The sequence below is a fragment of the Streptomyces katrae genome (genome assembly GCF_000966975.1).
Classification (GTDB): Bacteria; Actinomycetota; Actinomycetes; order Streptomycetales; family Streptomycetaceae; genus Streptomyces; species Streptomyces katrae.
In genome coordinates this window covers 1-4,243 of the sequence record NZ_JZWV01000320.1, presented here as the reverse complement: position 1 = coordinate 4,243, position 4,243 = coordinate 1, and the positions used below count along the sequence as shown (strand labels likewise).

At 74.3% G+C, this 4,243-nt stretch carries 3 protein-coding genes; 1 reads left to right on the top strand and 2 read right to left on the bottom strand.

Annotated elements, in window-relative coordinates:
- Positions 1–1,599: urocanate hydratase (hutU, locus tag VR44_RS12830; RefSeq protein WP_045947587.1), on the bottom strand; the 1,599-nt coding region annotated here is incomplete at its 3' end.
- A 105-nt stretch (positions 1,600–1,704) separates the two neighbouring features.
- Here hutU and VR44_RS12825 point away from each other — a divergent pair.
- Entirely contained in the window at positions 1,705–3,135 is a 1,431-nt protein-coding gene (locus VR44_RS12825) for a type III PLP-dependent enzyme domain-containing protein (protein WP_094191590.1), read from the top strand.
- A gap of 95 nt (positions 3,136–3,230) precedes the next feature.
- On the opposite strand, the gene VR44_RS12820 is transcribed toward VR44_RS12825, so the two are convergent.
- Positions 3,231–4,073 (bottom strand): MurR/RpiR family transcriptional regulator, encoded by an 843-nt coding sequence (locus tag VR44_RS12820; RefSeq protein ID WP_045947586.1) that lies wholly within the window; start codon positions 4,071–4,073, stop codon positions 3,231–3,233.
- Positions 4,074–4,243 lie beyond the last annotated feature (170 nt).

The window sequence follows — 4,243 nt, the reverse complement described above, 5'->3', positions numbered from 1 at the left end:
GTCGTAAACGGCGTCGACGTGGCGGATGACGCCCATGCCCGGGTCGTTGGTGAGGACGCGGCGGATCTTCTCGCCCGCGAGCTTGGTGCCGTCGGCGACCGTGACCTGGCCCGCGTGGATCGAGCGGCCCATGCCGACGCCGCCGCCGTGGTGGATCGAGACCCAGGAGGCGCCGGAGGCCACGTTGACCATGGCGTTGAGCAGCGGCCAGTCGGCGATCGCGTCGGAGCCGTCGAGCATGGCCTCGGTCTCGCGGTACGGGGAGGCCACCGAGCCGCAGTCGAGGTGGTCGCGGCCGATGGCCAGCGGGGCGGCGAGGGTGCCGTCGGCGACCATCTCGTTGAAGCGCTCGCCGGCCTTGTCGCGCTCGCCGTAGCCGAGCCAGCAGATGCGGGCGGGCAGGCCCTGGAAGTGGACGCGCTCGCCGGCCATCTTGATCCAGCGGTGCAGGGACTCGTTCTCCGGGAACAGCTCCAGCATCGCCTTGTCGGTCTTGGCGATGTCCGAGGCCTCGCCGGACAGGGCCGCCCAGCGGAAGGGACCCTTGCCCTCGCAGAAGAGGGGGCGGATGTAGGCGGGGACGAAGCCGGGGAAGGCGAACGCGCGGTCGTAGCCGGCCAGCTGGGCCTCGCCGCGGATGGAGTTGCCGTAGTCGAAGACCTCGGCGCCGGCGTCCATGAAGCCGACCATGGCCTCGACGTGCTTGGCCATGGACTCGCGGGCGCGGGTGGTGAACCCGGCCGGGTCCTTGGCCGCGTAGGCCGCCATGTCGTCGAAGTCGACGCCCACGGGGAGGTAGGAGAGCGGGTCGTGGGCGGAGGTCTGGTCCGTCACGATGTCGATCGGGGCGCCCTCGGCGAGCATCTGCGGGAGCAGCTCGGCGGCGTTGCCGAGGAGGCCGATGGAGAGCGGCTTGCGGGCGTCGCGGGCCTCGACGGCCAGCTGGAGGGCGTGCCGCAGGTTGTCGGCCTTGACGTCCAGGTAGCGGTGCTCGATGCGGCGCTCGATGGCGCGCGGGTCGACGTCGATGCAGATGGCGACGCCGTCGTTCATCGTCACGGCCAGCGGCTGGGCGCCGCCCATGCCGCCGAGGCCGGCGGTGAGGGTGATGGTGCCGGCCAGGGTGCCGCCGAACTTCTTCGCGGCGACGGCGGCGAAGGTCTCGTAGGTGCCCTGGAGGATGCCCTGGGTGCCGATGTAGATCCAGGAGCCGGCGGTCATCTGGCCGTACATGGTCAGGCCGAGGTGCTCCAGGCGGCGGAACTCCTCCCAGTTGGCCCAGTCGCCGACCAGGTTGGAGTTGGCGAGCAGGACGCGCGGGGCCCACTCGTGGGTCTGCATCACGCCGACCGGGCGGCCGGACTGGACGAGCATGGTCTCGTCCTGCTTGAGGGTCCGCAGGGTGCGGACCATCGCGTCGAAGGAGCGCCAGTCGCGCGCCGCCTTGCCGGTGCCGCCGTAGACGACGAGCTTGTCCGGGTGCTCGGCGACCTCGGGGTCGAGGTTGTTCTGCAGCATGCGGAGGGCGGCCTCCTGCTGCCATCCCAGGGTGCTGAGCTCGGTGCCTCGCGCGGCCCGTACGGGGCGGGGTCCTGACATGGCGGTGCCTCCTCCGAATGTTGAGCAATCTATTCACATCCTGGCGCCTTGAATAGATCCAGTCAACAGCTGCGCGCGGGTCCACGGGATGATGGGATGGCGGTCATGGACGCCTTACGGGACGCAGCCGGGGACGAGGGCGGGGCAGGAGCGGCCGCCGGCGGGGCCGGGGACACCGGCGCGCGGGACACCGCACGGCCCGGGGACACCGCCGCGCGGGACGCCGCCCGGCGGCGGGACGCGGCCGTGCGGGCCGCCGTGGAGCAGGGGCTGCTGGACTCCGAGCCGCTGGTCTGCCTCCTCGACACCGCCGGGATCCGCGCCTCCGCCGCCGCCCTGACCGGCGCCTTCGCCGCCGCCACGGCCCCCGGGACGCCCGTGCTGCACGCCTTCGCCGCCAAGGCCTCCCCGCTGGTCCCGGTCCTGCGGCTGCTCGCCGACTGCGGCCTGGGCTGCGAGGTGGCCAGTGCCGGCGAACTGGCGCTGGCCCGGGCGGCCGGGATCCCCGCGGAGCGGATCGTGCTGGACTCCCCCGCCAAGACCACCGGCGAGCTGCGCGAGGCCCTGGCCCTCGGGATCACCGTCAACGCCGACAACCACCAGGAGCTGGAGCGGCTCGACGCCCTGATCGCGGCCGCCCCGACCCGCTCGCCCATCGGCGTGAGGGTCAACCCGCAGACCGGCGCCGGCGCCATCGACGCCCTCTCCACCGCCACCGCCACCTCGAAGTTCGGCATCGGCCTGCGCGACCCCGGCGCCCGCGAACGGCTCGTACGGGCCTGCCTGGACCGCCCCTGGATCACCCGGCTGCACGCCCACTCGGGCTCGCAGGGTCTGCCGCTGCCCCTGATCGCGCGGGGCGTACGGGAGCTGCACGCACTCGCCGAGGAGATCAACGCCGCCGCCGGGCGCCGCCAGGTCGACACCCTCGACATCGGCGGCGGCCTGCCGGTCAACTTCGCCTCGGACGAGGAGACCCCCACGTACGCGGAGTACGCCGACGCCCTGCGCGAGGCCGTCCCGGCACTGTTCGACGGCTCGTACGGGCTGGTCACGGAGTTCGGCCGGTCGCTGCTGGCCAAGCACGGCACGGTGCTCGCGCGCGTCGAGTACACCAAGGCCACCGGCGGCCGCCCGATCGCCCTCACCCACGCGGGGGTCCAGGTGGCCACCCGTACGGTCTACGCCCCGGCGGCCTGGCCGCTGCGGATCCTCCCCTACGACGCCAAGGGCCTCCCGAAGACCGGCCCCCCGGTCGCCCAGGACGTCGCGGGCCCGGCCTGCTTCGCCGGGGACCTCCTGGCCACCGCCCGGGACCTGCCCGAACTGGCCCCCGGCGACCTGATCGCCGTACCGGACACGGGGGCGTACTTCTTCACCGCCCACTACGGCTACAACAGCCTCCCCCGCCCGCCCGTCCACGGCTTCACGGCCGACCCACCGGGCCCCGTCCGCTTCACCCCGGTCCGCCCGGCACAGACCACGACGGAGATCGTCGCCGAGTCGGGCGGCGCCCTCCGGGACGCGCTGCTGTAGGGCGGCGGGGGTGCGGGGCGGCGGCCCGCTCCGGACCGATGGCCCGGCACCGCGCCCGCGGCCGGCCCGGGAACCGGCTGCCGAGTGCCGGGCGACTACTCCACGAACAGCCCGCGCGCCGCGGCCCGGGCGTCGAAGGACTCCAGGCGCGCCTGCGCGTCCGGCAGGGCGTCCGCCATGGCCTCCAGCAGCACCCGGCCCAGCAGCATCGGCGCGCACGCCGTGTCGAAGGCCAGCCCGGTGCCGACCGGCGCCGGGATCAGCAGGTCCGAGTACCGGGCGACGGGCGCGAACGCCGAGTCCGCCACCGTCACCGTCGTCAGCCCGGCCCCACGCGCGTGCTCCAGGGCCTCCAGCACCTCGCGCGGGTGGCGCGGCAGCGCGAAGCAGAGCAGGGCCGACGCCCCGGCGGTGGCCGCCGCGTCGATCCGGTCGGCGAGCATCGAGCCGCCCTCGTCGAGGAGGCGTACGTCCGGGTGCACCTTGGCGGCGAAGTACGCGAACCCTCGCGCCTGCGAGGACGCCGCCCGCAGCCCGAGCACCGGCAGCGGGGACGACCCGGCGAGCAGCCGGCCCGCCTCCTCCACCGGCGCCGGGTCCGCGAGCATCGTCGCCAGCCGGCGCAGGTTCTCGATCTCGCCCTCGACGGCCTGCTGGTACTCGTTGTACGACTCCTCGCGCACGACCCTCGGCGGCTCCGCCGGGGCCACTTCGCGCAGGTGCCGCCGCAGTGCGGGGTACCCGTCGAAGCCGAGGGCCACGGCGAACCGGGTCACCGACGGCTGGCTCACCCCGGCCAGCTCGGCGAGCTCCACGCTCGACAGGAAGGGCACCTCCGCCGCACCGCGCACCATGCAGTGCGCGATCCGCCGCTGGGTCGGCGTCAGCCGGTGCCCCTCGAAGAGCTTCTGCAGCCGCGCGGCCGGGCTGTCGCTCATCGCCGTCCCCTCCGTCCGAGCGAAATATTCAGTCAGGGTGCACTCTGCATGTGCTTATGCAGCACGGCAAGCCGGTGCCCGCGATCCGGGCGCCTGTCACCTCGGACACCGGCGGGGCCGAAAGCCCGGGGTTCCGCCCGGGACCCCGGTACCGTGCGCTCCGCGCCCGG

Coding starts and splice junctions, on each gene's coding strand:
- VR44_RS12820 (WP_045947586.1), bottom strand. CDS start 4,073: ATGAGCGACAGCCCGGCCGCGCGGCTGCAGAAGCTCTTCGAGGGGCAC.
- VR44_RS12825 (WP_094191590.1), top strand. CDS start 1,705: ATGGACGCCTTACGGGACGCAGCCGGGGACGAGGGCGGGGCAGGAGCG.